Here is a 25,615-nt window from a genome sequence, read left to right on the forward strand (position 1 = left end):
TTTTTCTCTTGTTATCATATATATTCAGTTTATAAAAGTTATCTCTTATAAACTTCTTTTGTTAAAGAACTCAAATCCTCTCTCTTGCTTCTCTTTTTAGCCTCAGCGAATTTGGACGGGAATTATAGACAAATTTATTCCTCTTGTCAACCCTTTACCCTTAACTACAGCTTAAATTTTTGAATTTTTGTGGTTTTTCCCTTTTTTATTATTTTTTTATGCTTTTTATTATTTTATTGTTAATATTTCATTTACATTTATTATGTAATATAACATTAGTGTAATGTAAGAGTATGTTATTGAAGATAGTATTAAGCATAACATATTAGAATTGCATTACTATATAAGAATTAAGTAAAGGATTTAAAGATGTATAATAGAGATTATTTAGAACAATCTCAAAATCATACAGCTCAAGACTCATCAAGAGTTGAACTTATGAGCTTTTTAAAAGCTACATATCAATTATTTGCGGGATCACTTTTAGCAGCAACTGCAGGTGCTTATATTGGACTTGATATTGCTTCAATTATTGCAGGTCCAGTTATGTGGATATTGTTTGCTGTTGAATTAGCATTGATATTCTTTGTTATTCCTAGAGTAAAACATACTCCAGGTGTTAACTTAGCAGTATTATTTGCATTCACATTTATTACAGGGCTTACAATTGCTCCTCTTTTAGCAGCAATATTTGCAATGCCTAGTGGTGCTTCTATTGTTGGTCAAGCATTTTTAATGACTGCAGTAGCTTTTGGTGGAATCTCTATGTTTGCTATGACAACAAAAAGAGATTTTTCGTCTATGGGTAAATTTTTATTTATCGCATTAATTATTATGATTGTTGCAGGTATTTCAAATATCTTTATTCAATCATCAATGTTTCAATTAGTAATTGCAAGTGCAGGTGCACTTCTTTTCTCAGCTTTTATTCTTTATGATACACAAAATATCATAAGAGGTGGATATGACTCACCAGTAGAAGCTGCGTTATCACTATATTTAGATTTCTTTAACCTATTTGTATCTTTATTACAAATCTTAGGTATCATGAATAGTGATGATTAATTAGTAACTCCTCTTTTGAGGAGTTATTTCACTAACTACAAATATGAATAAAAATAACTTACGATTAATTGATGCCAATTTAAATAGACTAAGAGAAGGTATTAGAGTAATAGAAGATATCTTTAGATACATTTACAATGATAAAAAGAATGCATCAAGACTCAAACAACTAAGACACAAAGCACGAATTGATTTAAATGATGACTTATTATCATCAAGAGATATTAGAAATGATGTTTTAAAAAAATCCATTAGTAGTGAACAAAATAGAGAGGATTTATATTCAATACTAATAGCAAATTTTAAAAGAGCCCAAGAGAGTGCAAGAGTACTTGAAGAGTTTACAAAATTAATAAGTGTAAAAGATAGTGAAAACTTTAAATATATAAGGTATGAACTTTATGATTTAGAAATTGTTTTAACAAATATAACTTCAAACTCTAAATAGTTTAAATCATATTTTTGATATAGTTTCTTTGCATCTTTAAAAGACAAGGAGTTACCTCCACTTACTCCAGAGTTCTTAATATAATCAAACATCTCTTTTTTATTTTCAAACTCTAAATTATAAGTATATTTTTCAAATTCGCAATTAAAACTATTTAAAAAAGCTTTTTTTATAGACTCTTCATCTAAAATAGGTGATTTAGTATTTGTAATCTTTTGAATTGTTTTAAAAGTATTTGAAGTAAAAAGTACAGCATTGATATTATTTGTTACTTGCGATAGTTTTGATACTAATTTAGATAAATCCTTTGACCATTGTAAAGCAGAAGAAGATATAACCATATCAAACTTTTTACTTTTTAAAAACTCAAAAAATGCCTCTGAATCAAAATCAAAACACTCTATGATTATTGTATCATTTCTTGGATGCAACTCACACATAGAAGAAGAGAAGTCTATTGCATAATAAGAGTTTAACTTCCAATTAATATTTTTATAAACTTGTCCAGAGCCACAACCTAACTCTAAAATAGTTTTAGGAGGAGAACTAATATCTCTTACTAATGCTTTAGCAATTATTTGTTGTATAATATTATTGTTATTATAATTTTTTGCGTGTTTTGTAAACTCATTTTGTATAGACATGGAAAGCTTTATCTCTTTTTAAAGTTATCTTATTTTAGATTTTGGGCATTTTAGCTTTTTCTTAATAAGTTTTCGATAAAATAGACAGCATTTTTAAAAAAGGACAACAGATATGACCTCTACACTTTTAATAGTTCAATTTGTATTAGCTATTATATTAACAATAACAATTTTGCTTCAAAAAAGCTCTAGTATTGGACTAGGTGCATATAGTGGAAGTAATGATTCACTATTTGGTGCAAAAGGGCCAGGTAACTTTTTATCTAAAGCTACAATGGCAATAGGATTAATCTTTGTTATTAATACCTTAGTTCTTGGGTATATGTATAATGAACAAAGAAATGAGAGTGCTATTGATAATGTAAAAATCAACACTTTAATTCCTAATAAACCAGAACAACAAAATCAACAGTCAGCACCAGCTGCACCAACTGCACCTAGTGTTCCGACAACTAAATAAATATAAGAAGTAGAAGTATGAGATACCTACTACTTCTTATAATATCTTACTACTACTTAAGTGCTAATGCACATGTATTTGTTTATCACAGATTTGGTGATGATAAACATGCAAGTACAAATACAACACTTCAAGAATTAGAAAAAGAGTTTAAATATTTTAAAGATAATGGTTACAAAGTTGTAAAACTTTCGCAAATTATTGAAAAAGTAAAGAACAAAGAAGAAGTACCTGATAATTGGGTTGCTTTAACTATCGATGACTCTTATAAAAGTTTTTATGAAAATGGTTTACCTATCTTTAAAAAGTATAATTATCCTTTTTCTGTGTATGTTTATGTAGAAGCTACACAAAAAGGTTATGGTGATTTCATGACTTGGGAGCAACTAAAAGATGCTTCAAAATATGGAGAAATAGGATTGCATTCATATTCTCATGCACATCTTACAAAAATATCAACTAGCAAAGTATATAGCGATACAAAAAAAGCTATTGAGATTTTTAAACAAAAACTAGGATTTGAGCCTAAATCTTATGCCTATCCATATGGTGAATATAATCAAAAAGTAAAAGAGACAATAAAAAAGTTTAACTTTGAATACATACTAAATCAAGGCACTGGTACTGTAACTAAAAATTCAGATGTTTATGATATAAACAGAATTGCCCTTGTAGGAAAAGTAAACTTAAAACAGAAACTAAAATATAAAACATTAGATGCCACTTGGTTTGAACCTAAAAACTATCCTAAAGATGGTTTACTAAAAAGAGTTCATGCCAAAGTTGACCCAAAAATAAAAGATATTAAACTATACGTTACAGGCTTTGGATGGAGAAATATAAAAGTTAATAATGGTATAATTGATGAAAAGTTAGACCTAAAACTTAAAAACTCTAGAACTAGAGTTATACTAAGTACTGATTACTTTACAGTTGCCAATAAAATCATAATTAAAAATTAATATACAATAAGGAGAAACAAATGTTAGAAGAAATTTACAGTGAAACAAAAGAGCATATGGAAAAGTCGATTGAAGCTTTAAAAAGAGACTATAAAAGTTTAAGAACTGGAAAAGTTTCAACTTCAATTTTAGATGGAATTAAAGTTGACTATTATGGAACACCAACAGAATTAAATCAAGTAGCTTCTGTGTTAGCACCAGATGCAACTACAATAGTTATTTCACCATGGGAAAAAAACCTAGTAGGTGATATTGAAAAAGCAATTAATGAAGCAAATATTGGAGTAAATCCAAATAATGACGGTGAAGCAGTAAAACTATACTTCCCTCCTATGACTGTTGAGCAAAGACAAGAAGCTGCAAAACAAGCTAAAGGGATGACAGATAATGCAAAAGTTGCAATAAGAAATGTTAGAAAACACTCAAACGATAAAGTAAAAACTCTACATAAAGATAAAGAGATTACAGATGATGAAAATAAAAAAGCATTAGATGAGATTCAAAAAATTACTGACTCTTTTGTAGCAAAAGCTGATGATACTTTTAAAACAAAAGAACAAGAAATTTTAACGGTATAATTCATGAACGTAGAACAAATATACAAAGACTCACAAGCTTTATTAGAAGGTCATTTTAAACTAAGTAGTGGTAACCACTCTAAATACTATTTACAATCTGCTAAAGTTTTAGAAGATCCTAAAACTGCAAAAATTTTAGCAGAAGCTTTAGCTAAACAAATTAAAGATAGTGGAATAAAAGTTGATGCTATTTGTTCACCGGCTCTTGGTGGACTTGTAGCTGGATTTGCACTTGCAACTGCACTTGATGTAAGATTTATATTTGCTGAACGTGTTGATAAAGAAATGACAATTAGAAGAGGGTTTGAAGTACAAGAAGGTGAAAACTATATTATTTGTGAAGATATTATCACAACTGGTGGTTCTGCACTTGAAGCAGCAAAACAAGTAGAAAATAGTGGTGGAAATATCGTAGCTTATGCAGCACTTGCAAATAGAGGTTTTTGTTCAAGAGTTGGAAGTGATATAGAAGCAAAACAAAACTGTAAACTACCACTTGATAAACCACTTTTTGCTCTTGATGATTTTACATTTGAAATGTACTCTCCTGAAAATTGTCCAATGTGTAAAGAAGGAAGCGTAGCTTACAAACCAGGAAGTAGAGGAAACTAACTATTATGAGTAGATGGAGAGATGTAAAAGCAGGTAAAAATAAAAATACAACTGAAAAGAAACAATCTTCAACATTTGATAATAAAGAAATCTCTGCATCTATTCCAGCAAGAGTTAAAGCATTTATCGTAGATATGTTTATGATTATGATGCCTCTTGCTTATATAACTACATATGTTTTAATGGATGGAAAAGAAGATTTCCAAGCTAGTCAAGAAGCTAGATGGGCAATCTCTTTAATATTTGGTGCAATTACTATAATTTTTTGGGTTGCAAAGGGTCAAACTCCTGGACAAAAAGCTTATGAAGTTAAACTTATTGACCAAAAGACAAGAAAAAAAATCTCATTTTTAAAAGCGCTTGTTAGATATTTTATTTTTTTAATTAGTGCTGTAACAATTATTTTATCTTTTATTCCTTTTTTTAGAAAAGATAAAAAAACAGTACAAGATATACTCACAAATACAATAGTAGTTGACGAAAAAAATATTTAAATGCTTTTTTTCAATCTTTCAGCATTTTACTTTTTCTATTTTGCTGCAGTTGGTATTTATGTAATCTTTCTACCAAAAGTTTTACATGATGTAGGATATACAGCTTTTGATATTGGTGTTATTTTAGCATTAGCTCCACTAATGAGATTTGCTACTCCTTTTTTGTTTTTAAAACATATAAAATTAAATCAAATTGTATTCAAAACTGCTTTATTTGGTTCAATTTTTTGTGCTACCTTATTCTATTTTACTTTAAATAATTTTTATGCTTTTATGATAAACAATGCCATATTAGGAGCATGTCTAAGTCTTATCTTACCATATTTAGAAGTAATTGCAATTAAAGATTTAGGAAAAAGTAAATATGGAAAATCAAGACTTTATGGCTCAATTGGTTTTATGATTATCTCTCTTGTTTTAGCAAAATTTTTAACAAAACCAGCAATTGCTTTGCATTTTTATTTAAGTGTAATATCTTTAATGGTTATGTTTGCACTACTATTACTTAGATTTGACACTTCCCATGAAGATATTAAAAATAAATCAAAGCAAGCTTTTTCTTTTGTAAAACATTGGACTTTTTGGGCATGTTTATTTCTAATGCAACTAAGTTTTGGAGGATTTTATAACTTTTTTACTATTTATGAAACAGAAAATGGTATTAGTTTACAAATGACTTCATATCTTTGGTCATTTGGTGTTATTTGTGAAATATTAATGCTTTATTTTCAAGCTCCATTACTTAAAAATAATCTATTAAATATCATAAGATTTTGTTTATTAATTACATCTTTTAGATGGTTACTTCTATATTTATATCCAGACTCTTTGATGATAACTTTTATATCACAAAGTATTCATGCTTTCTCTTTTGGATTATTTCATAGTGCAGTTATCATATATCTTTACTCTTTATATGAAAATAAACAACTTGCTCAACAGTTTATGTATGGAGTAGCTTATGGTCTTGGTGGATTTTTAGGTGCATTAATTGCTGGTTGGCTATACGGACCAAATCTATTTTTATATAGTGCTATATTTTCAGCACTTGCATTCTTAATAATTATTAATAGAAAATAGAGCTTTACTCTATTTTTAGAACTAATAGCTTAATATTCTTTTTCTCTTGTATTTCAACAAGTTTTAAACCTTTTATATTAGAAGCTAAAAACTCAGCAATTGAGCTAATATTATTAACTGCTAAATGTTTTAATAATACACCTCTATAATGTTTTGCCCAGTGGCTTACTACTTTACCATCTTTTAAGAATTTAAAAGTTAATACATTTGCTTTTTTAGCTTTATAAAACTTCTCATAAAAGCCAGCTCGTAAGTCTATTATCTCTTCACCTAAATAATCATCCAAAGCTTGAGAAAAATTCTCTAAATAAAATTTTTCTACATTAATATTAGGAAGTTTTGCACCTTGTTTATATTTATAATCAGGTATCAAATTATCAGCTTTAATTGGGCCAAAAAGATTTGAAAAAAGTACGACATTATTGTCTATATAAGCTTGTGCTTTTTTATCTAATTTCTCATACTCTATTGCATCAAAAGCTACTCCATTATATCTTTGAATGGCTTTCATTGTTGGTTTATTTTTTAAACTGTGTTTATATTTTTTAACTTCATCTAATTTCTTTAGACCAAACCACTTAGATAATTCATCTAGTTCTAAATTTTTTACATACTCTTCATAGTATTCAAATATCTCTTCTCTTTTATAAAATAACTCTTTTATAAAAAAATTCTCTTTACAAAATGGTTTTCCATAACCATCTGGATTTTTTGTCTCAGCAGGTGCTAAAAGTATTTTCAATTATCTTCCTTTATAAAAATATTCCATCTACATAATACCAATTTCCATCTACTTTTAAAAATCTACTTTTTTCAGTAAAAGAAGCATCTAAATTATTTTGATATAAAGTTGCTTTAAAAGTAACAAAGCTCTCTTCTTGGCCATCTTCACTCTCTAAAATCTCTAAATTTTTAAAATCCGTATAAGAGCAAAAATTAAAAATATCATTTTGCCATCTTTTCTTATTCAAAGTAAACTCTGGATTTTCATAATGAGTAGTTTTTATTATATAGTCAACTTTACATAAAGCAAATGCACTATATCTTGAACGCATAAGTTCTAATGCAGTTTTTGCAGGCTTTCCATCGTGGAGTTCTTTACAACACTTTTTGTATTTCTTGTCACTTCCACAAATACATTTAGAATTTATAGATATTTTCAAGTTTATCCTTATGATTAATTTATAAGAAATTCTATCACAAGTTTTTTAAATAACAAAAATTTTACAAAAGCAAAATTGCTTTTGTAAAATAAAAATCTATTTTAAAGTTTTTGAGAATTTTTTATTTTTGACACAAGCTTATCTCCAAACCCTTTAATCTTTTTTAAATCATCAAGTTTTGTGATTTTATTTGATTTTCTGTAATCAATAATTGCTTGTGCTTTTTTCTCCCCAATTCCTTTAATAGACATCAACTCCTCTTTTGTAGCACTATTAAAATCCATTGATGCAAATACCAAAACAAAAGAACACAACAAACCTAAAAGAATTTTTTTCATAATCTCCCCTTTATAAAAAATAATCTTTCAAATTATATAATAAATAATTTTAAATATTATTAAAGCTATAATTTTCTTTTATACTTATAATTTGTAGTTTTTCTTTTTGGTTTTTGATACAGTGTTTTTGAAAACACCAACTCTAAAGTATAATATGTTACTGGTATAGTCATAACACTTATAAATATAATATATAGTAAATCTATTATTTATCCTTTTTTGAAGTTTAAAGTTTTAATTATACTTTATTCTTTTATAATTTAGCCAAAATTAAGTATCATATTAATATAAATTTTAAGGAGAGTGTATGAATGAAATAAAACTGCCCCTTGAGTTAATCTCTGCAGGACTTTCTATAATAATAGTAATAGCTATATTTATAAAAGTTTTTAGGTATAAGCAAAGACTTGATGTATTAAAAGAACTAGATAGAAGAAAAGATATGTCAAAATTAACACAAGAAGATAAAAACTATATTCACTCAAACTTAAAAGAGTATAATCAGAAACTAGAGAAAGTAGAAAATTTAACAAGACTACTTTTTCCTATTTTTATCACTATTGGTGCTATACTATTTCTTTTCTTTTCATTAGAACAGACTTTAATTCATCTAAATGTAATAATCGTAGCATATATCTATTTGCAAATTCATAGAATTCATACAAGAAACTACTCTAAGTTTCTTGAAGATTTAGATAAGTAAAAGCTTTTTATATGTTTTAAAATCATCATGATTGTATATCTCAAAATCAATACTATATAAAGGATTTGATTTTAAATAAGATATACAATCATGAATACACTGCTTAGTATCATCACAATAAATATAAAATTTCATCTCTCCTTCAAATATATCTACTGCAACTAAAAGAAGTTTTTTCTCATTTTCCAACTGTTTTAAATGATTTTGCTCAAAACTTGCAAAAAATGCTAAACAAGATGCATCAGGGAACATAATATCATCTGCTACATGAAATTTATGTATTATTACAACTAAATTTTTATTAGAGATTATTTGCATTGGTTCTAAATACTCTCTTACTCTTAACATTTGATTTATATTTTTAGTCTCTTTCAACTTCCAATGTTCATCTAAATTTACCATTTTATAGGCTCTTTTCCTAGTTTTACTAATATTTCATTTGTTTTACTAAAATGTTCACACCCAAAAAAGCCTCTATATGCAGATAAAGGACTTGGGTGTGGAGCAGTTAATATATAATGAATATCTTCATTGATTATTTTACTTTTTGAAATAGCAGGTGCACCCCAAAGTAAAAAAACTATATTTTTACAATTTTTATTTATATATTTTATTATATTGTCTGTAAAAATCTCCCACCCTAACTTATGATGTGATTTTGGTTTTGACTCTTCTACTGTTAAAATTGTATTTAAAAGTAATACTCCTTGTTTTGCCCAAGAAGTTAAATCTCCATCTTCACATGTACTATTGTGTTTTAAATCTTGTTTTATCTCTTTTAGTATATTTACCATTGAAGGAGGATTTTTAATACTACTTGGAGTAGAAAAAGCCAAACCTTGTGCCTGATTTAAGCCATGATAAGGGTCTTGACCTAAAATCACTACTTTTAAATTATCAATATCTGTAAGCTCAAAGGCTCTAAAAATATTTTCATATTTAGGGAAAACTGTTGATGTTTTATACTTATGTTCAATAGTTTTCATGAGTTTTTTATAGTAATCTTTACTCTTTTGTTCATCAATTACTTGTTTCCAAGAGTTCATTTTGCTCCTTAGCAATAAATATTCATTTTTTATTAATAGTAATTTAAATATTATAACATGATAAAAAAAAACGAAGGTTTAAAATGAAATCATTTTTTATAACAATTGGAGTAATTTTATTAGCTATTTTTATATTAATTGCAGTAAATATTAATAATATTCCAAAATTAGATGAGAATGTAAAGGCATCTTGGTCTCAAGTACAAAATCAATATAAAAGAAGAGCAGATTTAATCCCTAACTTAGTATCAACTGTAAAAGCTTATGCAAGTCACGAAAAATCAACTTTACAAGAAGTTACAAAAGCAAGAGCAAGTGTAGGAAAACTTAATATTTCTGAAAATATGCTATCAAATCCACAACTATTTGAACAGTTTCAAAAAGCACAAAGTAATTTAAGTTCAGCTCTTTCAAGATTAATGTTAGTAGTAGAAAAATATCCTAATTTAAAAGCAAATAAAAACTTCTTAGCTCTTCAATCACAACTTGAAGGAACAGAAAATAGAATTTCTGTGGCAAGAAGAGATTATATACAAACAGTAAAAGAGTACAATACAGAGCTTAGAACTTATCCAGGTAAATTTGTTGCTGCTATTTTATATCCAGAAGCAAAAATAAAACAAACATTTACAGCATCACCAAATGAGCAAGAAGTACCTAAAGTAGAATTCTAAAATGAAAAAATTTTTCTACTATTTTATACTTACTTGTTTTATTTTTTCTACTAATTTATTAGCACAAATTAATTTCCCCTCTCTTACAGGAAGAGTAGTTGATAATGCAAAAATATTAACTACTTCTCAATTAAAAAGTTTAACTGCAATTTTAAAAAAGCATGAAGAGCAAACATCAAATCAAATTGTAGTTTTAACTTTAAAAAATCTTGATGGTTATGAAATTGCAGATTATGGTTATCAAATTGCTAGATATTGGAAACTTGGTCAAAAAGATAAGAATAACGGTGTTTTATTACTTATTTCTTTAGAAGATAGAAAATTAAGAATTGAAGTTGGATATGGACTTGAAGGAGTATTAACTGATAAAATTTCCCATGAAATAATTGAATATACAATTAAACCTGAATTTAAAAAAGGTGATTACTATCAAGGAGTATTAAAAGGTGTTAAGGCTATTATAAAAAGTATAAAAGGTGAATATAAAAAAAGCAATTCACCTCAAACTTATAAAGATGAATCTTTTATCTCACATCTCCCTTTTGAGTTTTTAGGCTTTATTACTCTGTTTATCTTTATTTTTTTACCCAAAATAATAAGATTAATAGGATTTTCTTTATTATTTGGTTTTTTAAGTGGTATTTTTGCACTATTAGCAACAAGTAGTGGTATTGTATTTTTTATAGTTTTTATACTTGTATCTAGTGTTTTATTTATGAATTTTAAAAATGCTTCTAATAAAAATAGCTCATCTTATAGTAGCTTTAATAACTCTTCAAGTTTTGGCAGTTCTTCAAGTTTTAGTAGTTCTTCAAGTAGTTTTAGTGGCGGTGGAGGAAGTTTTGGTGGCGGTGGAGCCAGTGGGAGTTGGTAATGTATTTAAATGAAAATGAAAAAAAGTTAATTTCTCAAGAGATTAAGAATCTTGAAAAAAAAAGTTCCGTAGAATTAGTAGCAGTTATTACTAAAAACTCATCAATATATAAATTTGAAAAAATATTAGTATCATTAGCAATTACAACAATAGTTTCAATAATTGCACTATTTTTTGATATTAATACAATCATCTTTTTCCAATTGCAAATTGTAGTTTTTACTCTTATTTATAGTCTGTTTTATAATTTTGAAGATTTGATTTTATATTTTATTCCAAAAAAATATAAACATCAAAAAGCTTCATATAAAGCAAATAAAGAGTTTGAGAATCTTGGAATTAAAAATACAAAAACAAAACAAGGTATAATGTTTTTTGTATCAATAGATGAAAGATATGTTGAGATAATAACAGATAAACACATAAGAGAAAAAATAGATAATAAATATTGGGAAGATATTATAAATAAGTTTATAAAAGATGTTAAAAATAATGAACTATCAAAAGGCTACTTAAAAGCAATTAACTCATGTTCAAAAACTTTAATAAATAAATTTCCAATTGAAAAAAATGATATAAATGAACTTAGTAATGAGGTAAGAGAAATATGAAAAAGAATAAAGCAATAATATTTGATTTAGATGGAACACTTATTGATTCTGTTTTAGATATTGCACTATGTATGAATGAAGTATTAGAAGAGTTAAATTTAAAAAGTTACGAAATAGAAGAGTATAACTACTTTTTAGGTGGAGGAGTTGATGTATTAGTAAATAATGTACTAAAAAATCCAAGCAAAGAGTTAAAACAATTAGTTACTAAAAGATTTCAAGAAGTTTATGAAACTACATTGCATAGTAATACTAAAGCTTACGAAGGAGTATATGAACTATTAAAACAGTTACAAAATAGAGGTTTTAATATTGCAGTATTATCAAATAAGCCTCATAAATTTACTAAAGGATATGTAGATAAGATTTTTAAACAATTTAATTTAAAAGAGGTTCATGGACAAAAAGATGCTATTCCTAAAAAACCAAATCCGCAAGCAGCTATAAATATAGCTAAAAGCTTTAATATACCTTGTCAAGATATATATTTTGTAGGAGATACAAAAGTTGACATGCAAACTGCAAATAATGCAAATATGATAAGTATTGGTGTATTATGGGGTTTTAGAAATGAACAAGAACTAAAAGATTATGGTGCAAAATATATAGTAAAACATCCTTTAGAGATTTTAGATATTGTTAACTAAAATAGTAATTAATAAAAAAGATTAACCTCTTTAAAAGGTTGCATATGCAATAGTTGCATATGCAACATATTTAAAGGAGTTATTATGTATGAAGATATACATAGTTCAATTGGCTTTAAGATAAGCCAAACTGCAAATAGATTAAATTATGATTTTGTTCATGTTCTTTCACCATTTGATATTGCTCCAGAACAAAGAGCAACTTTAGAACTTATAAGTAAAGATAATCAAGTAAATCAAACTAAAATTGCATCAATACTAGGAAAAAATAAAACAACTGTATGTAGGTCACTAAATGCTTTAGAAAAAAAAGAGTTAATCAAAAGAGATTGCCAAGAAAAAGATAAAAGAGTTAATATTATTAAATTAACACAAAAAGGCAAAGATGTTCTTCAAGCAAGTCAAGAAAGTGTTATTAAATTTAGAGAAAAATTAAGTTCAGATTTAACAAAAGAAGAGATTAATAAACTATTTGAACTTTTAAATAAAGTTTCAAATACAGTAAGTAAGGAGGATTTTTGAGAAAATCAATAGGCCATATATATTTAATTATTTTATTAGCCTTTTTATCTTCAGTTGCGCCTATTGCAATAGATACATATATTCCATCAATACCAACAATAGCAACTGACTTTAACGTAAGTATAGAAAAAATAGAATTAACATTATCGATATTTTTAATAGGTTTTTCAATAGGTCAAGTTTTTGGAGGAACTTTTTCTGATAGAATTGGAAGAAAAAAATCTTCAATAATAGGCCTTTTAGGCTTTAGTTTTTTTAGTTTTTTAATAATCTTAAGTTCATCAGTTTATGAATTATGGGTTTATAGATTCTTTGAGGCTTTTTTTGGTGGATTTGTAGTAGTAAATGCAAATGCAGTAGTAAGAGATTTATTCCATGGAAAAGAAGCAGCAAAAATATTTTCACTAATTGGAACAATAAGAAGTATAGCACCACTTGCAGCTCCTGCAATTGGTTCTTTTATTATTCATTTTTACTCATGGAAAGCAGTATTTATGTTTTTATGTATATACTCTATTTTAATTGCTTTATGGGTATCTAAAGATTTAAAAGAGACATTTACGCATACTAATCAAAGTGTAATAGAGTCTTATAAAGCTGTTTTAAAAAACAAAATGGCAATGAAAGCAATGCTTACATTAGCCATATGTTTTTCAGGTTTTTTTATTTTAGTTGCAAAATCATCTTTTATATATATTGAGTATTTTAATATTTCGACTGACTATTTCCCTTTTTTCTTTGGGATTAATTTTTTAGTAATAATGGTAATGATTAGAGTAAATATAAAACTACTTAAAACATTTACTCAATTAGAGCTAATAAAATATACAATTATAATACAGATTATTGCTGGTATTTTACTAATGAGTTTAGCTCAAGGTATTTCAATAATTACTACAATGATTCTAATAGCAACATATATGAGTATGATGGCTTTTATATTTGGTAATAGCACAGCTTTAGCAATGGAACATTTTACAAAAAATGCAGGTGTTGCTTCTTCTGTTATTGGAGTATTACAGTTTGGCTTAGGAGCTTTAATATCTTCAATAGCACTAATGTTCCATAATCAAACATTTATGCCAATTGGAGCTAGTATTGCAACTATTTCATTTGTTGCTTATTTAATTATTAGAACATATAAAGTAAAGTAAAGAGTCTATTCTCTTTACTTAATTTTTATTCTACACCTATTTGAAAAAACTTTTCATCTACTTTTTCATATTTAGCAATTGAACAAGTAATTTTTAGTGCATTATCATAATCTTTAAACTCTTGAATAAAAAAATCTTGTAATTTTTTTGCATCTGCAGTTCTAAAAATAAAATATCCAAGAATATCTGTTCCTCTAGAACCAGCTTTTTCTATACCAAAACTGTCAAATTTCCAATCAACACCTTTAGCAAAGAAAAATACCTCTTCTATTCTTCTTATTAATTCTTCTCTTACACTATTGTTATACTCTTTTAAATGTACATAAAAAGCAACATTTGTATTATATTGTTGTTGTACTAATTTTTGTTCACTTTGGGTTTTAGGTTCACTAGATATCATAAAATTCTCTTTTTCAATATTCATTATTTTCTCCCTTTTAACTACAAATAGATTTATAATTATATACAAGAAATATAAATCTAAAGAAAAGTCTATATTAAAATATTACAAATAACCTAAATGTGAGTTATAAATCTGATTAAAAAGCTAATACTTGGAAATAACTCCAAGTATTAATTGCCATTTTTTTCATTATCTATATAGCTTCTACAATCTATACAATAAATAGCATGAGGTTTAACTCTTAATCTTTTTATGCTTATTTCACTATCACACATTTCACAAAGACCTGTGTACTCACCTTTTTCTATCTTTTTTAAAGCATGGTCAATCAAATTAAGCTCTTTTAATTGCTGTTTTTTTATATGAATATCATTTGAATAATCTCTACTTGCAGCGGCAAAATCTCCATCATCATTTAAATCCATATCACTTAAAGACTCATGCTCAGTATCAATAGTTCTTAGAGTTGTTTCAATTTTTTGTTTATTTTGTAACAACAATACATGTATCTCTTCAATCTGCTTTTGATTTAAAGCCCTTTTTCCCATAACCCATCCTAAAATTTTTGGCGAATTATACTTAATTGCAACTGTGTTGCAGCTAAATTTTATAACAAATTTATATTTTTTTTAGTTTTTAACAATAATAATATAATTTAAATTAATAATAAGCTTTATCCATTGTAATATTATTTTTATAATTATAATCTAGCTATAAGTTAATTATGATAATTATTTTTAACAAAATAAACACTTTCTTTTATTTTTAGTGCACTGTTTTTATAATCAAAATTTGGTTCTTGCTCTTCTTTATTTAACCATTGTCTAACATAAAAATTACCATTATACTGTTTTGACTGTTTAATTACATCAAAAATTCTATATGATTTATCATTGCCTACAAAAGCCTGATAAGCAATATTTCCATAATTTGATGCAGGATTATAATCTATTAAATAACTTTCAAAAAAAGCTGCAACAATTCTAAAATCTATTCCTAAAGTTTTAATAAGATAGTTTGCTAGAAGTTGTCTATTTCTATTACTTAACCATCCTGTAGTTTTTAATTCAACAATACTTGCATCAATAATATCAACTTGTGTATTTGCCCTTAAAAAATTATCTATTAATTCTTTATTTGTTTTAAACTTATACTCTTTTTCTTGTAAGCCTTTTTTTAAAAAAAGTCTATTTTTAGAAAGATACATCACTAAATAAAAAAAATCTCTCCATAATAACTCAAAATATATCCAATATGAGGATTCACTTTTAAAACTTTTTTCTTCTTCTTTTTTTAATCTATAATAGATAGTTCTTGCACTAATAGCACCTACACTTAAATATGCAGATAACTTTGTTGAATTATCAAAACCACACATTTCATTTCTAGTAGTTTTATAAGAGTGAATAAAATGCATATAATATTCCAATCGTTTTAATGCATTTTTTTCTCCACCTTTAAATTTTATAGCATATTTAGGCATTTTTATATTAATAGCTTCTATTTTTTTTGTTTCAAAATTAATAGTATTTACTCTATTTAAATCATCAAGTGGCTCTAAAATTCTTTGTTTTTCAGCTTTTTTCCTAAAATGACTAAAACTTTTAGTATAATCAAAAACAAAAGGCTCAATCATTGTTTGATTAAAAAAACTTTTATACTCATACTTTTTTAAAATATTTTCAAACTCTTTTTCATATACTCCAACTTCTTCATCAAAATATATTTTTATTTTATAGGCTTTATTTAATTTTCTTAAAGCTTCTTCAATATCATCAACAATTGATAAATTTATACCATATACTAATAGATTTTTTTGTAAATCTATTAATGTTTCACTTATAAAATTTTCTCTATATATTTCACAAGCTTTGAAGTTATAATTTTTGCCTTTATTAATTTGTGTACTATATAATCCTAAAACTACACTATTATATTTTGTTGCATTATATAAAGCATAATTGTCTTTTACTCTTAAATTATTTCTAAATATTACTATTGCTACTTCCATAATAATAGTATATTTAAGAGTTTAATTTTTTAATATAGTTTTTTTGTAAGATAAAATTACTGTTTTGCAAGGGATTTACCAGCTAAGTAACCACTTGCCCATGCAAAATGAAGATTAAAACCACCTCTATTTCCAACTATATCTAAAACTTCTCCAGCAAAATATAGATTTTTACAAAATTTACTCTCATAAGTTTTACTATCAACCTCATCTGTTCTTACTCCTCCACCACTTGCCTCAGCATGCTTAAAACCTTGTGTATCTTCTATTTTAAATCTTAAGTTAGTTAAACTATTAACTATAGCTCTTATATGTTTTGCATTTATATCTTTAGATTTTAACTCTTTATTGATATTATTCATTTCAAGAATTACTAAAGCTAATTTTCTTGAGACAATACCACTTAAAGCTGTAAAAACATCACTATGTTTTAAAGTTTTAAATAGATTTTCTAAAATTCCTAATAACTCATTTTTTGTAAGATTTGGAAAAAGATTTATAGAAATAGCAACATCTTGATATAAACTCAAAGGATATACTGCATATTGAGATATATCTAAAATAGCAAATCCTGAAACTCCATATTTTGTAAAAAGAACATCGCCTGTAATCTCTTTTTGTTTTTGTTTATCTATATACAAACTTACAGTTGATTCTTTTTTTACACCTTGTAATTTACTTTTATATTCAAAATCAGTATGCAAACCAACTAATGATGGATATGTAAGATTAAAACTATGTTTAAAACTTGTAGCAATTGATATACCATCTTCTGTTGAGTTTAACTGTGGTGCTGCTTGTAAGCCACTGCTTATGAGAACTTTATCATAATTATTAAACTCTTTATTAAGAGATTGTAAAATAAACTTTTCATTCTCTTTTTTAATCTTTACTATTTTTGTTTCTAATATCTGTTTTATACCTAAGTTTATTAACTCATTTTCAAATAAATTTACAACTGATTTTGCTTCATTTGATAAAGGATATACTTTACAACTACTTTTTATATCCAAAATTAAACCAATTGTTTTACAAAATTTTTCAAAAGCATTAAAATCAAACTGTTTTAATGCATCTATAACAAAAGCTGGATTTTCCCCAATATAGTTTTCAAAACTAATTTCTGTATTAGAGATATTACATCTTCCATTACCAGATGCAAGTATTTTTTTTCCAACTGCTTTATTTATATCAAATATATCAATATCTATTTTATTATTTAATCTTTTTGCAGTAATTGCAGCCATTAACCCTGCTGCACCACCACCAATAATTGCTATTTTCAAATCAAACCTTAATAAAAAATTGCTAACCAAATAGTTGGCTTATCTTCACTTGTATATTTTACCCTATGCTTTCTGTAAGACTCTATATTTATATAATCACCCTTATGTAATTCAACTGTTCTATTTTCAAACTCTAATATAGCATAACCATCTAATAGTAAGACAAACTCATTTTTTTCTTGTTCATACCAAAAGTCATCTAAGCTTTTTTGTCCATTTGATACAATTTTTTCTATTTTTATATTTTTATTATCTACTAAAGAGATAAATTGCTCTATATTTTTATCAATTTTTATATCTTTAAATATATTTTTTACTTGCATTTTTATCCTTTATTGTTATATGATTATAACAAATTAAGCTAAATTCTCTCCTATTTTAATCCATACTAATTTAATCAACTTTAATTTTTTGACTTTTTTTTAAAATTTATAAAATTTAATTTTTTTATTTTATTACTATTTATGATTTTTATGTTAATCTTTTATGAAGTACTATTTTATGGTGTTTTATAAATGGTAATTAAAACTATATTTTAATTATTGACTAATTCTATCAAGTTTAAATCAATAGCTAAAATAGAGGGTTTTAAATCAAACCTTATCATTTTACTTGACATTGTAAAAAAAATAGTATAGAATTTCAACATAAAAATCGAAGGGGAAGAAAAAATGCAAAAAGAGACTATTGCAATACATGCAGGCTATGATAAGAAAGAGGGATATGGATCAATGAGTGTTCCAATTGCTCAAACAACAGCATATGCTTTTAGAGACTCTGAGCATGCAGCAAATCTATTTGCCTTAAAAGAGTTAGGTCCTATATATAGTAGATTAACTAATCCTACATCGGATGTTTTAGAGCAAAGATTTGCAGCTTTAGAAGGTGGTGCTGCTGCTATTAGTACAGCAAGCGGTCAAGCAGCTATTTTCTATGCTATTACAAATGTAGCAGAAGCTGGTGATAATATTATTATCTCTGATAAACTTTATGGTGGTGCTGTTACTTTACTTACTCATACAATTAAGAGATTTGGAATTGAAGCAAGAGTATTTAAAAGTAAAGATGCAAGTAATTTAGAAGAACAAATTGATGATAAAACAAAAGCTATTTTCTTTGAATCACTTTCAAATCCACAAATTGCAATAACTGATATTGAGAAAGTTGTAGAGATTGCAAAAAGACATGGAGTATTAACAGTTTGTGATAATACTGTTGCTACACCTGCACTATTTAATCCTATTGAGTGGGGCGTTGATGTTGTTGTTCATTCAACTTCAAAATATGTAAATGGTCAAGGTACAGCAATTGGAGGAATGGTTGTTGAAAGAGATAATCTTGCAGAATTTTTTAAACAAAATGATAAAAGATATTATCACTTTACAACACCAGATGAAAGTTATCATGGATTAGTTTATACAGATGTTCCATTACCAAACTTTTGTTTAAGAATTAGACTTGCACTATTAAGAGATATTGGAGCAACACAATCTCCACATAACTCATGGCTTTTAATTCAAACATTAGAAACTTTAGGTTTAAGAGTAGAAAAGCACTCAGATAATGCCCTTGAGGTTGCAAAATATTTAGAGTCGCATCCAAAAGTTAAAGCAGTAAATTATCCTGGTTTAAAATCAAATGAGCATTATGAAAAAGCTCAAAAATATTTTAAAAATGGAAAAGCATCTGGACTTATCTCTTTTGAAGCAGAAAGCTTTGAAGAGGCAAGAAAAATTATTGATAGTACAAAGCTATTTAGTGTTGTTGTTAATATTGGGGATAGTAAATCACTTATTACACACCCAGCAAGTACAACTCATTCACAAATGAGTGAACAAGAGTTAATTGAAGCAGGAATAAATCCAGCAACAGTTAGATTAAGTATTGGTTTAGAAAATACAGCTGATTTAATCGAAGATTTAGAACAAGCGATAAGCAAATAGGAAGTTAAATGCCATTAATTTCAAGTAAGGGAGTATATGGTCTTATGGCCATGCATGAGTTAAGTAAACATAAAAAGGATACTCCCATGCAAATTAAAGAGATTTCAAAAAATGCACAAATTCCTCAAAACTACTTAGAACAACTTCTAAGTAAATTAAGAAGAGCAGGACTTGTTAAAAGTGTTAGAGGAGCAAAAGGTGGGTACATTTTAGCCCAAGAGCCTGAAAAGATTAATATAGGAGAAATATTGTCAGTTTTGGAAGATGATTTAAAAATTATCGACCAAAGAACTCAAAACCCTATATTAAATCTTTTCTTTGATGATGCGAAAGCAAATATGAAAAACTATTTTAATATATCTCTTGCAAAATTAGATGAATATCAAGAGAAATATAATGAATTTTTACACTATAGCATATAAATTTACAAGGAGCTTATTATGAAATATGCAAAAAATGTTACAGAATTAATTGGAAATACACCTTTAGTACAACTTCAAGGTGCTAGTAAAAGAAGTGGAGCAACTATTTTAGGTAAATGTGAATTTATGAATCCTACTCACTCTGTAAAAGATAGAATTGGAACAAACATGATTAAATCAGCACTTGAAAAAGGTTTAATCAATGAAAATACAACAGTTATTGAGCCTACAAGTGGAAATACAGGTATTGCTTTAGCATCAGTTTGTGCAGGTCTTGGAATAAAACTTATTCTTACAATGCCAAGTTCAATGAGTATTGAAAGAAGAAAATTATTAAAAGCTTTAGGTGCACAACTTGTATTAACTGAACCAGAAAAAGGTATGAAAGGTGCTGTTGATAAGGCAAATGAACTAAGTAAAGACATAGATAACTCATTTGTTCCTCAACAATTTGCAAATGAAGCAAATCCAGAAATTCATAGACAAACAACAGCTAAAGAGATTTTGGATGCAACTGATGGAAAAGTAGATATTTTAGTTGCTGCAATTGGAACAGGTGGAACAATTACAGGTACAGGTGAAATTTTAAAACAGCATAATCCAAATATCCAAGTTATTGCAGTTGAACCTGAGGCATCTCCGGTATTAAGTGGAGGGAAACCAGGACCTCATAAAATTCAAGGTATTGGTGCTGGATTTGTTCCTGATATTTTAAATACTAAAGTTTATGATGAGGTAATACAAGTTTCAAATGAAGATGCTATTGAAGCTTCAAGAGCATTAGCAAAAGAAGAAGGTTTATTAATTGGAGTATCTGCTGGTGCAAATGCAAAAATTGCTGAAGAAGTTGCTTCAAGACCAGAAAATAAAGGTAAAACAGTAGTAACAATCCTTTGCGACACAGGTGAAAGATACTTAAGTTCAGGATTATATGAATATGACGATGAGTAGAAATACTCATCCTCATATGTAAAATTTAAACGTATGAGGAATTAGTATGCATGAAAAACCCTACAGATCAGTTGTAAAAACAGTTTCTTGGAGAACCCTTGGTACATTAGATACTATGATTATCTCTTACTTTATTACTGGTAATTTAGTAATGGCTGCATCTATTGGCTCAATCGAAGTAGTTACAAAAATGATTCTTTACTATTTTCACGAAAGAGCATGGAATAAAATCCCATTAGGTAGAATTAAACCTACTCAAAATGATTATCAAATTTAGGTGAATAAATGAATATTATAGATGAATTAAATGAGAAATTAAATGAGTCTTCAACAAAAAAGATTATTGAGTACTTTTTAGGTCAATATAAACATAAGATTGCCCTAGCCTCAAGTTTAGGAGCTGAAGATCAAGTTTTAACAGATATGATTTTTAAAGTTAATAAAGAATCAAAAGTATTTACTCTTGATACTGGAAGATTAAATCCTGAAACATATGAAGTAATGGATGCAACAAACTTAAAATATGGTGTAAAACTTGATGTTTACTTTCCAAATCTTAAAGATGTACAAGAGTTATATAAAACTCAAGGTGTAAATGGACACTATGAGAGTATTGAAAATAGAAAAAATTGTTGTGCTATTAGAAAAATCGAACCCTTAAAAAGAGCTTTAAAAGGACTTGATGTTTGGTTTACAGGGCTTAGACGTTCTCAAAGTATTACAAGAGAAGAGATGAAGTTAGTTGAATGGGATGAAGCTTTTAATTTAATCAAAGTTAATCCTTTAATAAATTGGACGCAAGAAGATGTGTGGGATTATATAAAAACAAATAGTGTTCCATATAATAAGCTTCATGACAAAGATTATCCAAGTATTGGGTGTGCACCCTGTACCAGAGCCGTTAAGGACGGTGAAGATATAAGAGCTGGTAGATGGTGGTGGGAAAACCCTGAACACAAAGAGTGTGGTTTACATAAAAAATAGTTGGTGATATATTCAAACTTTTAATTTGAAATATATTAAATAGTTTTAATTTAATGGAGAGATTATGTTAGATACAAAAAGATTAACTCACTTAAAGCAGTTAGAAGCTGAGTCAATACATATTATTAGAGAAGTTGTAGCAGAGTTTAACAACCCAGCTATGCTTTATTCAATTGGTAAAGACTCTGCTGTTATGCTTCACTTAGCTGTAAAAGCCTTTGCACCAGCAAAGCTACCATTTCCTTTACTTCATGTTGATACAACATGGAAATTTAAAGAGATGATTGAGTTTAGAGATAAAAGAGCTAAAGAGTTAGGAGTTGAGTTACTTGTGCATGTAAATCAAGAAGGTGTTGAGCAAGGAATTGGTCCTTTTTCTCATGGAAGTGCAGTTCATACAGATGTAATGAAAACTCAAGGGTTAAAACAAGCACTAAATAAATATAGATTTGATGCTGTATTTGGTGGGGCTAGAAGAGATGAAGAAAAAAGTAGAGCAAAAGAGAGAATTTACTCATTTAGAGATAAAAATCATAGATGGGACCCAAAAAATCAAAGGCCAGAACTTTGGAATATCTATAATGGAAAAGTACATAAAGATGAGTCAATTAGAGTATTTCCTCTTTCAAACTGGACAGAATTAGATATTTGGCAATATATATATTTAGAACAAATTCCAATTGTTCCACTATATTTTGCTAAAAAAAGACCTGTTGTAGTAAAAGATGGAATAAAAATAATGGTTGATGATGACAGAATGCCAATTGAAGATGGTGAAGAAGTAAAAGAAGAGATTGTTAGATTTAGAACTTTAGGTTGTTATCCTTTAACAGGTGCAGTTGAAAGTACTGCAACAACTCTACCTGAAATTATTCAAGAGATGTTACTTACTAAAACAAGTGAAAGACAAGGAAGAGTTATTGATAATGACCAAGCAGGTTCAATGGAGAAGAAGAAAATAGAGGGGTATTTTTAAAATGGCACATCAATCAGATTTAATAGCATCAAATATAAAAGAGTATTTAAAAGAGCATGAAAATAAAGAGTTACTAAAATTTATTACTTGTGGAAGTGTTGATGATGGAAAATCAACTCTAATTGGAAGACTTTTACATGATTCAAAAATGATTTTTGAAGACCAGTTAGCAGCAATAAAAAATGATTCTAAGAAAACAAATACAACAGATAAAGAGTTTGATTTAGCACTTTTAGTTGATGGGCTTCAAAGTGAAAGAGAACAAGGAATTACAATTGATGTTGCATATAGATATTTTAGTACAGATAAAAGAAAATTTATAATTGCAGACACTCCAGGGCATGAACAATATACTAGAAATATGGCAACAGGTGCAAGTACAGCTGATTTGGCTATTATTTTAATAGATGCTAGATATGGAGTTCAAACTCAAACAAAAAGACACTCTTTTATTACGAAATTATTAGGGATTAAGCATATAGTAGTTGCAGTTAATAAAATGGACTTAGTTGATTTTAGTGAAGATAGATTTAATGAAATTAAAACACAATACTTAAAGTTTGCAAAAAGTTTAGGAATCCAAGATGTTATTTTAATTCCAATTTCTGCACTAAATGGTGATAATGTTGTAAATAAAAGTGAGTTTTCTCCTTGGTATAAAGGTGATACTTTAATGCATACATTAGAAAACATTGAAATAGCAAAAGATAGAGATTTACAACATTTTAGGTTACCAGTTCAATATGTAAATAGACCAAACCTTGACTTTAGAGGTTTTTGTGGAACAGTTGCTTCTGGAATTATTGAAGTAGGAGATGCAGTTACTGTACTTCCTTCTAAAAAAAGTTCTCATGTAAAACAAATCGTTACATATGAAGGAAACTTAGATTATGCATATGCAGAACAAGCAATTACAATTACTCTTGAAGATGAGATTGATATTAGCAGAGGAGATGTTATTGTAAAAAGTGATGAGCAACCAGATACTGCTAGTAATTTTGATGTTGATATTGTATGGATGAGTGATGACCCCTTAATAAAAGGAAAAACTTATAATATAAAAAGAGCAACAACAACTACAACAGGAAGTATTGATAAATTCTATTATAAAACAGATGTTAATACTCTTGAAAAAGATGAAAGTACAAATGTATTAAATTTAAATGAAATTGCCCATGCAAAATTAGATTTAGACCAAGAGATTACTTATGATGAATATACACATAATAAAACAATGGGTAGCTTTATAATAATTGATAGAATAACAAACAATACAGTTGGTGCAGGTATGATAAAAGATAAGTCAAAAGAGCAAGGTAAAAAAAGTTCAGATTACTCACAGTTCGAAATAGAGTTTAATGCTTTAGTTAGAAAACACTTTCCTCATTGGGATGCAAAAGTAATAAAGTAGGTAATTATATGGTAAAACGTATAACTTCAGATGAAATTGAAAGAATAAAAAAAGAGAAAAGTGGCTTAGATGTCCTTGCGGACATCTATTTATATGCTGTTTTAGGTGAGCCTGTACAAGAAGATGATATTTTAAGGCTTAAATGGTATGGATTAACTTTGCAAAATGAAGATATTTCAAATGCAACATTTACCCTAAAAGTTAAGATTATAAATGCAAAACTAACATTAGAGCAATTAAAAATAGTTGCAACTATTTCTAAAGAGTTTGCAAATAATAGTATAAGATTTGTATCAAGACAAAATATTGAGTTTGATAATATAAAAATTTTTCATATTCCTGCTATATTTAATCTATTAGATAGTGTAGGATTAAACTCTATTTATGCAGGAGGACATGTACCAACAAACATCATGTCTTGTCCTATAAATGGTTATAATCAAAATCAAGCAACAGATGTAAGTGAACTTGTAAAAGAGCTAAATGAAGCTTTTGAAGCAAATAAAAACTTTGTAAATCTACCAAATGAACTAAAAATTTTAGTTGATGGTTGTGGTTGTGTTGAAGAAGATTGCAATAATAATGATCTATTTTTTAAAGCAATTAAGAGTTCTAATGGTAAAATTCAATTTAAAGTTGATGTAGGTGTTAATGAAAAAATTATAAATATAGGATATATTGCACCTTCACAAGTTGTTCCATTAGCTAAAGCTGTTGCTAAAATCTATAGAGATTATGGATATAGACAGAATGAAAAACAATCAAAGCTTGCTTATTTAGTAGAAGATTGGGGAGAAAGTAGATTTATTAGTGCTTTACAATCTGAACTTACATTTAGAATAAAAGAGTCTTATGACTTTATAGATACAAAAAAAGAGTTTGAAAACTATTATGGTGTATATGATAGTAATAAAAAAGGTTATAGTTTCGTTGGTTTTGAGTTGAAAAATAAAAATATCAACGCTAAAGGCTTAGAAGAATTGATTTCACTCTTAGAAGAGTATGAAGCAACAACAGTAAAAATTACTCCAAAAGAGAATATTATTGTTTTAGATGTACCTACTAATAGAGCAAAAAAGCTTGAACAAAGATTAAAACAGAGTTTTTAGTTTTTTATTTAAATAGCTTTAGAATAAAATTTTTATATAAAGTT

The 25,615-nt window shown here is 27.1% G+C and carries 34 protein-coding genes; 23 read left to right on the plus strand and 11 right to left on the minus strand.

What is annotated here, in order from left to right; translation table 11 throughout:
- Positions 1-369: 369 nt before the first annotated feature.
- A complete protein-coding gene (locus CP960_RS10685; protein WP_101185470.1) occupies positions 370-1,065 on the plus strand; it encodes a Bax inhibitor-1/YccA family protein in 696 nt (231 codons plus the stop codon).
- Positions 1,066-1,108: 43 nt separating this feature from the next.
- On the plus strand, positions 1,109-1,513 hold the full coding sequence (locus CP960_RS10690) for a thiamine-phosphate pyrophosphorylase (protein ID WP_101185471.1): 405 nt from the start codon (positions 1,109-1,111) through the stop codon (positions 1,511-1,513).
- On the opposite strand, the gene CP960_RS10695 is transcribed toward CP960_RS10690, so the two are convergent.
- A complete protein-coding gene (locus CP960_RS10695; protein WP_101185472.1) occupies positions 1,465-2,157 on the minus strand; it encodes a methyltransferase domain-containing protein in 693 nt (230 codons plus the stop codon). The genes CP960_RS10690 and CP960_RS10695 overlap by 49 nt on opposite strands.
- Before the next feature lie 112 nt (positions 2,158-2,269).
- Here CP960_RS10695 and secG point away from each other — a divergent pair, with 112 nt between their 5' ends.
- Genes secG through CP960_RS10725 form a run of 6 tightly spaced genes read left to right on the plus strand, consistent with a single transcriptional unit; the run spans position 2,270 to position 6,343 of the window.
- A complete protein-coding gene (gene secG, locus CP960_RS10700) occupies positions 2,270-2,617 on the plus strand; it encodes a preprotein translocase subunit SecG (RefSeq protein WP_101185473.1) in 348 nt (115 codons plus the stop codon).
- Between the two features lie 17 nt (positions 2,618-2,634).
- On the plus strand, positions 2,635-3,579 hold the full coding sequence (locus CP960_RS10705) for a polysaccharide deacetylase family protein (RefSeq protein ID WP_101185474.1): 945 nt from the start codon (positions 2,635-2,637) through the stop codon (positions 3,577-3,579).
- Between the two features lie 20 nt (positions 3,580-3,599).
- Positions 3,600-4,157 (plus strand): ribosome recycling factor, encoded by a 558-nt coding sequence (gene frr, locus CP960_RS10710; protein WP_101185475.1) that lies wholly within the window; start codon positions 3,600-3,602, stop codon positions 4,155-4,157.
- 3 nt (positions 4,158-4,160) lie between these two features.
- Positions 4,161-4,769 (plus strand): orotate phosphoribosyltransferase, encoded by a 609-nt coding sequence (gene pyrE, locus CP960_RS10715; protein WP_101185476.1) that lies wholly within the window; start codon positions 4,161-4,163, stop codon positions 4,767-4,769.
- A 5-nt stretch (positions 4,770-4,774) separates the two neighbouring features.
- A complete protein-coding gene (locus CP960_RS10720) occupies positions 4,775-5,263 on the plus strand; it encodes an RDD family protein (protein ID WP_101185477.1) in 489 nt (162 codons plus the stop codon).
- Positions 5,264-6,343: an MFS transporter gene (locus CP960_RS10725; protein WP_101185478.1), complete on the plus strand. Its 1,080-nt coding sequence runs from the start codon at positions 5,264-5,266 to the stop codon at positions 6,341-6,343.
- A 4-nt stretch (positions 6,344-6,347) separates the two neighbouring features.
- Here CP960_RS10725 and CP960_RS10730 read toward each other — a convergent pair whose 3' ends face one another.
- From CP960_RS10730 to CP960_RS10740, 3 genes are all read right to left on the minus strand, one after another.
- Entirely contained in the window at positions 6,348-7,085 is a 738-nt protein-coding gene (locus tag CP960_RS10730; protein ID WP_101185479.1) for a YaaA family protein, read from the minus strand.
- Positions 7,086-7,095: 10 nt separating this feature from the next.
- A complete protein-coding gene (locus tag CP960_RS10735; RefSeq protein WP_101185481.1) occupies positions 7,096-7,506 on the minus strand; it encodes a YchJ family protein in 411 nt (136 codons plus the stop codon).
- A gap of 101 nt (positions 7,507-7,607) precedes the next feature.
- Positions 7,608-7,844 carry a ComEA family DNA-binding protein gene (locus CP960_RS10740; protein WP_101185483.1) on the minus strand — a complete coding sequence of 79 codons (237 nt, stop codon included), beginning with the start codon at positions 7,842-7,844 and terminating at the stop codon, positions 7,608-7,610.
- 307 nt (positions 7,845-8,151) lie between these two features.
- Here CP960_RS10740 and CP960_RS10745 point away from each other — a divergent pair, with 307 nt between their 5' ends.
- Entirely contained in the window at positions 8,152-8,547 is a 396-nt protein-coding gene (locus CP960_RS10745; RefSeq protein ID WP_101185485.1) for a hypothetical protein, read from the plus strand.
- Here the strand turns inward: CP960_RS10745 and CP960_RS10750 are convergent.
- Together CP960_RS10750 and ung are read right to left on the minus strand one after the other, a co-directional pair.
- A complete protein-coding gene (locus tag CP960_RS10750) occupies positions 8,536-8,949 on the minus strand; it encodes a DUF695 domain-containing protein (RefSeq protein WP_101185487.1) in 414 nt (137 codons plus the stop codon). The genes CP960_RS10745 and CP960_RS10750 overlap by 12 nt on opposite strands.
- Positions 8,943-9,593 (minus strand): uracil-DNA glycosylase, encoded by a 651-nt coding sequence (gene ung, locus CP960_RS10755; protein WP_101185489.1) that lies wholly within the window; start codon positions 9,591-9,593, stop codon positions 8,943-8,945. The genes CP960_RS10750 and ung overlap by 7 nt, the downstream gene beginning before the upstream one ends.
- A gap of 83 nt (positions 9,594-9,676) precedes the next feature.
- On the opposite strand from ung, the gene CP960_RS10760 reads away from it, so the two are divergent.
- The 6 genes from CP960_RS10760 to CP960_RS10785 all read left to right on the plus strand — a co-directional run bounded on the left by CP960_RS10760 (position 9,677) and on the right by CP960_RS10785 (position 14,075).
- Complete coding sequence (locus CP960_RS10760; RefSeq protein ID WP_101185491.1) at positions 9,677-10,267, plus strand: LemA family protein; 591 nt, start codon at positions 9,677-9,679, stop codon at positions 10,265-10,267.
- 1 nt (position 10,268) lies between these two features.
- Positions 10,269-11,141 carry a TPM domain-containing protein gene (locus CP960_RS10765; RefSeq protein ID WP_101185493.1) on the plus strand — a complete coding sequence of 291 codons (873 nt, stop codon included), beginning with the start codon at positions 10,269-10,271 and terminating at the stop codon, positions 11,139-11,141.
- On the plus strand, positions 11,141-11,752 hold the full coding sequence (locus tag CP960_RS10770) for a TPM domain-containing protein (RefSeq protein WP_101185495.1): 612 nt from the start codon (positions 11,141-11,143) through the stop codon (positions 11,750-11,752). The genes CP960_RS10765 and CP960_RS10770 overlap by 1 nt, the downstream gene beginning before the upstream one ends.
- Entirely contained in the window at positions 11,749-12,399 is a 651-nt protein-coding gene (locus CP960_RS10775) for an HAD family hydrolase (RefSeq protein WP_101185497.1), read from the plus strand. The genes CP960_RS10770 and CP960_RS10775 overlap by 4 nt, the downstream gene beginning before the upstream one ends.
- Before the next feature lie 84 nt (positions 12,400-12,483).
- Positions 12,484-12,921 (plus strand): MarR family winged helix-turn-helix transcriptional regulator, encoded by a 438-nt coding sequence (locus CP960_RS10780; RefSeq protein ID WP_101185499.1) that lies wholly within the window; start codon positions 12,484-12,486, stop codon positions 12,919-12,921.
- Positions 12,918-14,075, plus strand: a complete 1,158-nt coding sequence (locus tag CP960_RS10785) for a multidrug effflux MFS transporter (protein ID WP_101185500.1) — start codon at positions 12,918-12,920, stop codon at positions 14,073-14,075. Before CP960_RS10780 ends, CP960_RS10785 begins: the two co-directional genes overlap by 4 nt.
- A 25-nt stretch (positions 14,076-14,100) precedes the next feature.
- Here CP960_RS10785 and CP960_RS10790 read toward each other — a convergent pair whose 3' ends face one another.
- The 5 genes from CP960_RS10790 to CP960_RS10810 form a co-directional block, all read right to left on the minus strand.
- On the minus strand, positions 14,101-14,499 hold the full coding sequence (locus CP960_RS10790; RefSeq protein WP_228152065.1) for a hypothetical protein: 399 nt from the start codon (positions 14,497-14,499) through the stop codon (positions 14,101-14,103).
- 149 nt (positions 14,500-14,648) lie between these two features.
- Positions 14,649-15,026 carry an RNA polymerase-binding protein DksA gene (gene dksA, locus CP960_RS10795; RefSeq protein WP_101185502.1) on the minus strand — a complete coding sequence of 126 codons (378 nt, stop codon included), beginning with the start codon at positions 15,024-15,026 and terminating at the stop codon, positions 14,649-14,651.
- 170 nt (positions 15,027-15,196) lie between these two features.
- The gene (locus CP960_RS10800) at positions 15,197-16,489 is read right to left on the minus strand and encodes an FAD-binding domain-containing protein (RefSeq protein WP_101185504.1); all 1,293 of its coding nucleotides are present in this window, start codon (positions 16,487-16,489) and stop codon (positions 15,197-15,199) included.
- A gap of 56 nt (positions 16,490-16,545) precedes the next feature.
- Positions 16,546-17,775 (minus strand): BaiN/RdsA family NAD(P)/FAD-dependent oxidoreductase, encoded by a 1,230-nt coding sequence (locus CP960_RS10805; protein ID WP_101185506.1) that lies wholly within the window; start codon positions 17,773-17,775, stop codon positions 16,546-16,548.
- Between the two features lie 8 nt (positions 17,776-17,783).
- A complete protein-coding gene (locus tag CP960_RS10810; protein WP_101185507.1) occupies positions 17,784-18,098 on the minus strand; it encodes a cupin domain-containing protein in 315 nt (104 codons plus the stop codon).
- A gap of 348 nt (positions 18,099-18,446) precedes the next feature.
- On the opposite strand from CP960_RS10810, the gene CP960_RS10815 reads away from it, so the two are divergent.
- The 8 genes from CP960_RS10815 (at position 18,447) to CP960_RS10850 (ending at position 25,571) form a co-directional block, all read left to right on the plus strand.
- Positions 18,447-19,718, plus strand: coding sequence for an O-acetylhomoserine aminocarboxypropyltransferase/cysteine synthase family protein (locus CP960_RS10815; RefSeq protein WP_101185509.1), 1,272 nt, complete (start codon positions 18,447-18,449; stop codon positions 19,716-19,718).
- A gap of 8 nt (positions 19,719-19,726) precedes the next feature.
- A complete protein-coding gene (locus tag CP960_RS10820; protein ID WP_101185510.1) occupies positions 19,727-20,140 on the plus strand; it encodes an RrF2 family transcriptional regulator in 414 nt (137 codons plus the stop codon).
- Positions 20,141-20,158: 18 nt separating this feature from the next.
- Positions 20,159-21,091 carry a cysteine synthase A gene (gene cysK, locus CP960_RS10825; RefSeq protein ID WP_101185511.1) on the plus strand — a complete coding sequence of 311 codons (933 nt, stop codon included), beginning with the start codon at positions 20,159-20,161 and terminating at the stop codon, positions 21,089-21,091.
- 46 nt (positions 21,092-21,137) lie between these two features.
- A complete protein-coding gene (locus tag CP960_RS10830) occupies positions 21,138-21,368 on the plus strand; it encodes a DUF2061 domain-containing protein (RefSeq protein WP_101185512.1) in 231 nt (76 codons plus the stop codon).
- Between the two features lie 8 nt (positions 21,369-21,376).
- Positions 21,377-22,075, plus strand: coding sequence for a phosphoadenylyl-sulfate reductase (locus tag CP960_RS10835; RefSeq protein ID WP_101185513.1), 699 nt, complete (start codon positions 21,377-21,379; stop codon positions 22,073-22,075).
- 64 nt (positions 22,076-22,139) lie between these two features.
- Positions 22,140-23,051 carry a sulfate adenylyltransferase subunit CysD gene (gene cysD / locus CP960_RS10840; protein ID WP_101185514.1) on the plus strand — a complete coding sequence of 304 codons (912 nt, stop codon included), beginning with the start codon at positions 22,140-22,142 and terminating at the stop codon, positions 23,049-23,051.
- A gap of 1 nt (position 23,052) precedes the next feature.
- Positions 23,053-24,462, plus strand: a complete 1,410-nt coding sequence (gene cysN / locus CP960_RS10845; protein WP_101185515.1) for a sulfate adenylyltransferase subunit CysN — start codon at positions 23,053-23,055, stop codon at positions 24,460-24,462.
- An 8-nt stretch (positions 24,463-24,470) separates the two neighbouring features.
- Complete coding sequence (locus CP960_RS10850; protein ID WP_101185516.1) at positions 24,471-25,571, plus strand: sulfite reductase; 1,101 nt, start codon at positions 24,471-24,473, stop codon at positions 25,569-25,571.
- Positions 25,572-25,615 lie beyond the last annotated feature (44 nt).

It is taken from the genome of Malaciobacter halophilus (assembly GCF_002837275.1).
Lineage (GTDB): Bacteria > Campylobacterota > Campylobacteria > Campylobacterales > Arcobacteraceae > Malaciobacter > Malaciobacter halophilus.

Bases quoted from the DNA above. Each gene is read 5' to 3' on its own strand.
- CP960_RS10760 (WP_101185491.1), top strand. From the start codon at position 9,677: ATGAAATCATTTTTTATAACAATTGGAGTAATTTTATTAGCTATTTTT.
- cysK (WP_101185511.1), top strand. From the start codon at position 20,159: ATGAAATATGCAAAAAATGTTACAGAATTAATTGGAAATACACCTTTA.
- ung (WP_101185489.1), bottom strand. From the start codon at position 9,593: ATGAACTCTTGGAAACAAGTAATTGATGAACAAAAGAGTAAAGATTAC.
- CP960_RS10770 (WP_101185495.1), top strand. From the start codon at position 11,141: ATGTATTTAAATGAAAATGAAAAAAAGTTAATTTCTCAAGAGATTAAG.
- CP960_RS10835 (WP_101185513.1), top strand. From the start codon at position 21,377: ATGAATATTATAGATGAATTAAATGAGAAATTAAATGAGTCTTCAACA.
- CP960_RS10780 (WP_101185499.1), top strand. From the start codon at position 12,484: ATGTATGAAGATATACATAGTTCAATTGGCTTTAAGATAAGCCAAACT.
- CP960_RS10810 (WP_101185507.1), bottom strand. From the start codon at position 18,098: ATGCAAGTAAAAAATATATTTAAAGATATAAAAATTGATAAAAATATA.
- pyrE (WP_101185476.1), top strand. From the start codon at position 4,161: ATGAACGTAGAACAAATATACAAAGACTCACAAGCTTTATTAGAAGGT.
- CP960_RS10850 (WP_101185516.1), top strand. From the start codon at position 24,471: ATGGTAAAACGTATAACTTCAGATGAAATTGAAAGAATAAAAAAAGAG.
- CP960_RS10765 (WP_101185493.1), top strand. From the start codon at position 10,269: ATGAAAAAATTTTTCTACTATTTTATACTTACTTGTTTTATTTTTTCT.
- CP960_RS10725 (WP_101185478.1), top strand. From the start codon at position 5,264: ATGCTTTTTTTCAATCTTTCAGCATTTTACTTTTTCTATTTTGCTGCA.
- CP960_RS10750 (WP_101185487.1), bottom strand. From the start codon at position 8,949: ATGGTAAATTTAGATGAACATTGGAAGTTGAAAGAGACTAAAAATATA.
- CP960_RS10790 (WP_228152065.1), bottom strand. From the start codon at position 14,499: ATGAATATTGAAAAAGAGAATTTTATGATATCTAGTGAACCTAAAACC.
- CP960_RS10720 (WP_101185477.1), top strand. From the start codon at position 4,775: ATGAGTAGATGGAGAGATGTAAAAGCAGGTAAAAATAAAAATACAACT.
- frr (WP_101185475.1), top strand. From the start codon at position 3,600: ATGTTAGAAGAAATTTACAGTGAAACAAAAGAGCATATGGAAAAGTCG.
- CP960_RS10800 (WP_101185504.1), bottom strand. From the start codon at position 16,489: ATGGAAGTAGCAATAGTAATATTTAGAAATAATTTAAGAGTAAAAGAC.
- CP960_RS10775 (WP_101185497.1), top strand. From the start codon at position 11,749: ATGAAAAAGAATAAAGCAATAATATTTGATTTAGATGGAACACTTATT.
- cysN (WP_101185515.1), top strand. From the start codon at position 23,053: ATGGCACATCAATCAGATTTAATAGCATCAAATATAAAAGAGTATTTA.
- CP960_RS10745 (WP_101185485.1), top strand. From the start codon at position 8,152: ATGAATGAAATAAAACTGCCCCTTGAGTTAATCTCTGCAGGACTTTCT.
- CP960_RS10740 (WP_101185483.1), bottom strand. From the start codon at position 7,844: ATGAAAAAAATTCTTTTAGGTTTGTTGTGTTCTTTTGTTTTGGTATTT.
- CP960_RS10820 (WP_101185510.1), top strand. From the start codon at position 19,727: ATGCCATTAATTTCAAGTAAGGGAGTATATGGTCTTATGGCCATGCAT.
- CP960_RS10695 (WP_101185472.1), bottom strand. From the start codon at position 2,157: ATGTCTATACAAAATGAGTTTACAAAACACGCAAAAAATTATAATAAC.
- dksA (WP_101185502.1), bottom strand. From the start codon at position 15,026: ATGGGAAAAAGGGCTTTAAATCAAAAGCAGATTGAAGAGATACATGTA.
- CP960_RS10830 (WP_101185512.1), top strand. From the start codon at position 21,138: ATGCATGAAAAACCCTACAGATCAGTTGTAAAAACAGTTTCTTGGAGA.
- CP960_RS10815 (WP_101185509.1), top strand. From the start codon at position 18,447: ATGCAAAAAGAGACTATTGCAATACATGCAGGCTATGATAAGAAAGAG.
- CP960_RS10690 (WP_101185471.1), top strand. From the start codon at position 1,109: ATGAATAAAAATAACTTACGATTAATTGATGCCAATTTAAATAGACTA.
- CP960_RS10685 (WP_101185470.1), top strand. From the start codon at position 370: ATGTATAATAGAGATTATTTAGAACAATCTCAAAATCATACAGCTCAA.
- secG (WP_101185473.1), top strand. From the start codon at position 2,270: ATGACCTCTACACTTTTAATAGTTCAATTTGTATTAGCTATTATATTA.
- CP960_RS10705 (WP_101185474.1), top strand. From the start codon at position 2,635: ATGAGATACCTACTACTTCTTATAATATCTTACTACTACTTAAGTGCT.
- cysD (WP_101185514.1), top strand. From the start codon at position 22,140: ATGTTAGATACAAAAAGATTAACTCACTTAAAGCAGTTAGAAGCTGAG.